The organism is Streptococcus parasanguinis (assembly GCF_001069785.1).
Classification (GTDB): Bacteria; Bacillota; Bacilli; order Lactobacillales; family Streptococcaceae; genus Streptococcus; species Streptococcus parasanguinis_T.
On sequence record NZ_JVSR01000069.1, the window covers coordinates 1 to 5,136 of the forward strand.

Annotated in this window: 2 protein-coding genes; one reads left to right on the top strand and one right to left on the bottom strand. The window is 44.1% G+C overall.

The window, feature by feature from the left end; translation table 11 throughout:
• Window positions 1-744: Spy0128 family protein (locus tag ADG03_RS05565; protein ID WP_049520971.1), on the top strand; the 744-nt coding region annotated here is incomplete at its 5' end.
• A 435-nt stretch (window positions 745-1,179) separates the two neighbouring features.
• On the opposite strand, the gene ADG03_RS05570 is transcribed toward ADG03_RS05565, so the two are convergent.
• Complete coding sequence (locus tag ADG03_RS05570; RefSeq protein ID WP_049473335.1) at window positions 1,180-5,052, bottom strand: glycoside hydrolase family 66 protein; 3,873 nt, start codon at window positions 5,050-5,052, stop codon at window positions 1,180-1,182.
• Between the last annotated feature and the right edge of the window lie 84 nt (window positions 5,053-5,136).

A 5,136-nucleotide genomic window follows, 5' to 3' on the forward strand; every position in this document is an offset into this window, starting at 1 on the left:
GAATTCGGACGTTACTACAAGTTCGACATCCCAACAACAGTGAAAGCTGACGTTAAAGGCGGAGTAGACATCGAAAACACTGCGGCTCAAGTTGTAAACTACTACAACCCAACTACTAAGAAAGTTGAAAAACCAAGCAAACCAACTGAAAAACGTGTAAACAACGTTCCAGTTGAAGTAGAATTCAACTTCACTAAACGCTTGGAAGGCCGTGAGCTTAAAGCTAACGAATTCAGCTTTGTTCTTAAGGATAAAGATGGTGTAGTGGTTACGACAGTAACAAATGATGCTAACGGAAACATCAAATTCACTCCAGTTAAATATACTAATAAAGAAGGAAAAGAAGTAACCGCTCTTGAATTCAAACGTGGAGAAGAAGGTACCTATATCTACCATGTAGAAGAAATCCGTGGCACAGATTCAAGCGTTGTATACGATAAGATGGTTGCAACTGTTGGTATCGTGGTGAATAAAGCAGGTAAGGTATTAGTAGCTACTACTAAGTTGCCAGAAGATACAGAGTTTAACAACACTGTTATTCCGCCAACACCGCCAACACCGCCAACACCGCCAACACCGCCAACACCGCCAACACCACCAACACCGCCAACACCTACAACTCCTCCAGCTCCAGCACTCCCTGAAACTGGTGAAGAACAATCAGCATCTGCTGCATTGTTAGGTGCTGCACTTGGTATGGTTGGCCTTGCAGGACTTGCAAAACGCAAAAAACGCGAAGACTAAAATTGAGGTGACATCGACAAACTTGTTGATGAGGTGACAATTTTAGATCCAACAGGAAGAGGCTTTGCTCGAAAGAGCAAGGCCTCTTTGTTTGTTGTTGGAAACTTATAAAAATTGTATATATTATGAAATATTTCAGAAATCATTCTACTAGTCATTTCATTCTGTTACTAGTTTCAACCGATTTTTGTTGACTTAAAATATGGAAAACAGTATACTAGTAAAGTAATTTGATCTTTCAAACTGCCGGCAACAAGGGGAATGAAGCCACTTTGAATTGGAATTACAGTAGGGTTTGGAGTGGAAGAACTTCACACCCTTATTGTCGTCAGTTACCTTCATAAAAGGAGTATAGACTCTGAATAAGTTGTATAAATATAAAAAACTTCCTTGGAACAGAATTCCATAGGAAGTTTCTTTTTGTTTGGGATCTAACTAATCATGTTTCTTTTTGAAAGCGACAAGACTGGTAAGGCCTGCTAAGAGACCAAGTCCAAGTAAGGCTAGGTGTGAGGTCTCTTCACCTGTTACAGGTAGGTGAGTTCCTTCTTGAGGGGTGTTAGGAACAGCTTCGGGGAGATCCGCTGTTTGGCTTGTAGTTTCAAGAGGTTTATCCTCTTCTGTTGTAGAAGTAGATGGGATTTCTTTTATTACTGCTGGTTGTGTATGAGAAGTACTAGGATGAACGATTTCTTTACTTCCTGTTTCTGGGAAGGTTTGTGGAGTAGGGACTTCTTTGACCTTGTATGCAAAGACTAAGACCGTTGTTCCCACTTCTACGTTCCCAGTTTGTTCAGCTGCACCGATCTGTTCGTAGATGTGGCCGTCGTAGGAGATCTCATCTGGTGCGCTAGCGATGTAATGGGTTCCATTGTCCACATTCGTTGCAACCGCAAGTTCTGGTTGCAATTCAGTGCTCGTATCTTGGATGACAAATCGCGCGATGACAGTCCCCGTAGCTAACTTATAATCGTAGATAACGGTTTTCATTCCTTTAGTGACGGTGCCATTTGGATCCGCAGAATCCGCACGGAGTCCAACTAGATGGTAGATACGACCATCTTTTGTGATTTCTGTTGGGGCCTCACTTGTATATTTGGTGCCGAAGTCTGCTTCTGTAGCGAGGTCTTGCGCCTCTTGCAGATCAGTGTCGCCTCCCTCTGTAAGGAATCGTACCCTGACAGAGCCTTTGGAGATGGCATAGAAAATAGCAGTATCAGCTGTTGGAGACTCAGGGTTCGGAAGAAGATAGCCTTTGGTCTCGTCAAGAGGATCGACAAAGTTCAAGACTTGTCCATTAGCATCTTTTGGCTCTAATCCCTCCACGTAAGGAAGGATAGCGGTAGGAGATGCGATGGCAGTTGGATTAGTAGCATCATTGAGATAAGTGATCTCTTTTTGAGCATTGGTTGGTTCTTTACCAGTGGCATAGCTGATCCTATAGGCACCGACTGGTCGATAGATGACCGTATCTGTGATGTCTGCTACATCAGCGTGAATGCCAGTATGGTGACCTGCTTTTATCAGATCAGAAGAGACGGTATCAGTCGATTCTTCTGCTACGACAACATAGCCTTTTTTGACGGGATTTTCAAGAGCTGTAAAACTCGTGCCATCTTGAGCTGTCCAGTCTTCAAGCTTCGTCTCGCCTGTCACCAAATTGATGGTACCTTTGCGAGTGAAATGAAGGCTGTCAGTTTGATCAGCTATTCCTGCAGGCTGGCGGTTAGATCCATCCTGGTCCTCTGTTACATAGGTCACTGTACGGGTCACTGTTTCAGATAAATGATCCAGATCAGCCGTTGTTTGACCAGCTGGAGCTAGAGGAGTTGGATAGACACGACCTTCGCTGTCTCCTGGAACAACTTGACCGGCTTGGATGGGCTGTGTTGCAGAAAATTCTACAATTTTTGGTGCCAAGCGGACAATAAACTCTTGAACGCCATCTTCATTGGTGTTGGTAGCGTCGCGGTCAAAGTTTGGTTGTCCGTCTGCATCGAAGCCATTCTCTATTAGTTCATAGCCTTTCTTCAAATAGTTGGCAATGGTTTCTTTTGTAGAGTAGTTGATCTTTTCACCTGTATGACCAACCAAGTCACTGGAACGCTCGAGCTCAACTCCGTTTTCGTCTTGATAAAGAACATGAGCGGCTTCATTGAGTTTGACGTAGAGCATATCCCATACATCTAGACTAGGAACATCGATAGCAGCCATCCATTGGCCAGCCCCTCCGTCATAATAAACATTTGCGCTTGTTTCTCGGAGGTTGATGTTGTATTTTCCTTCAACAGCATCGGGTGTTGCCCAGTAAATGCTGGCGTGTTCAGCCTGGTCTTTTGTGATTTTTCCGAGTGGAACAAAAGCTTGAATATTGGTCAATTTTTCGGTTGTATTCACAGCGCTGTTCCATTTGTTTTCAGTGATGCCGACCAAATTGATCAAGTGAGCAATCCGATCACCCGTCTTGGTTTCTTTTGTAATGGTATAAACGGTTCCAGGTTGAACCCCGTCAGCATTATCCAGGTTGGATCCGATGAAGTTGCCGTTTACCAGTACATTTGTATTGTCTACAATTCGACGAGTATCATGCGCCAAGGTGTCGCGCCCACGGAGAAGTTCTTGATAAGCAACGATGAATTCTTGGTAGTTGAATTCTGCATTGGCAAAGTCGGCATTGACTGGTAGGTTTTGATTGAGATACCATTCTGCTTGGATCACCCCAAAACCTTTAGCATCTTGAGAAGTATTGAGGGCTGCAGTCGTCATATGGTAACCACCGCTCGCTGCGATGATGGCATCTGTCAGCAATTCGTTGTCTTTGCTGAGGGTTGATGCATTTTTACCACGATGGGTATAGGCTGCGATGATAGGAGATTTCCCCTTGTATAAATCACGCATCCGTTCGGTGAGACGCGTCAAGGCTTGGTAGGTAGAGTCATAGGCAATGCTATCTCCCCAAACTTCCGCATAAGGTGCAGAGACAGTGGTCTTTCCTAGTCGATCAGCATCTCCAGTAGAGATATCGTTGATCATGAAGTCATAGCCTTCTTTTTTGAGGGCCTCTGTTGCAGCTGTGGCTAGTTCTGGATAGTGTTCGCTCAAAGAGAAACCTTTTCCGGGTTCACTGACTTTTTCCACCCAGTTAGAGCCCATGGTATCCCCTTGCCATCCATCAAAATTGCCTTCTTTCATGGCTTTGGTCATGACTTCAATGATAAATTTTTGCCAATTTGGATCGCCTGGATCGAGAAATTGTTGGATATCGGTCGCTGTGACATCCCCCTTTTTACCAAAGTTAAAATGGTCTTCTAGATTGCGAACAACGGCGCTTTTCACTTCATTTGGAACCCCTTCTTCGAGGGAAACTGCGTAAATCATGTTATAGAGCATGGCTTTGGCACCAGTTGTATGGACATGAGCCACCAGCTCTTTGACTGCTTCTGTATCGATGACAGGTAAGTAAGACTTGCGCTTGTCAGGATCTGTTTCGCTATTTGGAATTAAGAAAGTCGCCCAGTCTTGAGTGAAACGTTCAACATTTGCTGGGAATGGGTTGGCAGGTGTATTGTAGACATCGTAGAAGAAATAGTTATTGATGTGCATATTGGCCAATTGGTCAATACTGTTCTTGTAGCCTTCTACCTGATCATTGGTGATGGAGTTGTGATTGTCTTTAGAGCCGGCAACCACCCCATAACGTGGGTAGATCGTCCAGTCATCTTCAACAGCAAGACCCGCTGCTTTATGAAAGGCTTGGGAGCCATCTGCTTTCTTACCAAGGACATCAACGATAAATCCAGCATTAGGTGAAAAGACAGTACTTGGAATTGTCAGTTCGCCACCTTCAACGTTTTTCTTTTCATAAATGACCTGATCTAAATGAGAGACAGTGACATCAGATGAAACCACTTCAGGGTTGTTGATAGAGATGCGGACGTCTTCCCCACTTTTATAAGTCGCTTTATCAAAGGTGACGTCGTTGGTGATTTTTGGAGTATTATAAGTAGTTGCTGGAGTTGCACTGACCGGTTGAGTGGCAGTTACAGTTGCTGTTGATTCCGATGGAGAAGAAGTTGCTTCCGTCGTAGCAACTTCCTCACTAGTAGTGGTAGGAGTACTGGTATTGGTTGCTACTGGTTGAGCGGTTGCTGAAATCTCAGAAGTCGGATTGCTGTTGACCTCGTCAGCCATGGCAACAGAGCTTACCATCAAGGCTCCAAAAAGGGTAATCATAGAGACCAATGCCTTGTTGCGTTTGCGGAAATAGCCGTGCCCTTTTTCAGAGACACTATTTTTTTGTTGATTCATTTTTTTCTCCCACATACTGTTTGTATAGTTTGCTGAGGCTGGGACAAAAGTCCTAGCCTCTTAATTATTTTTGGATTGTCGAGC

Coding starts and splice junctions, on each gene's coding strand:
- ADG03_RS05570 (WP_049473335.1), bottom strand. CDS start 5,052: ATGAATCAACAAAAAAATAGTGTCTCTGAAAAAGGGCACGGCTATTTC.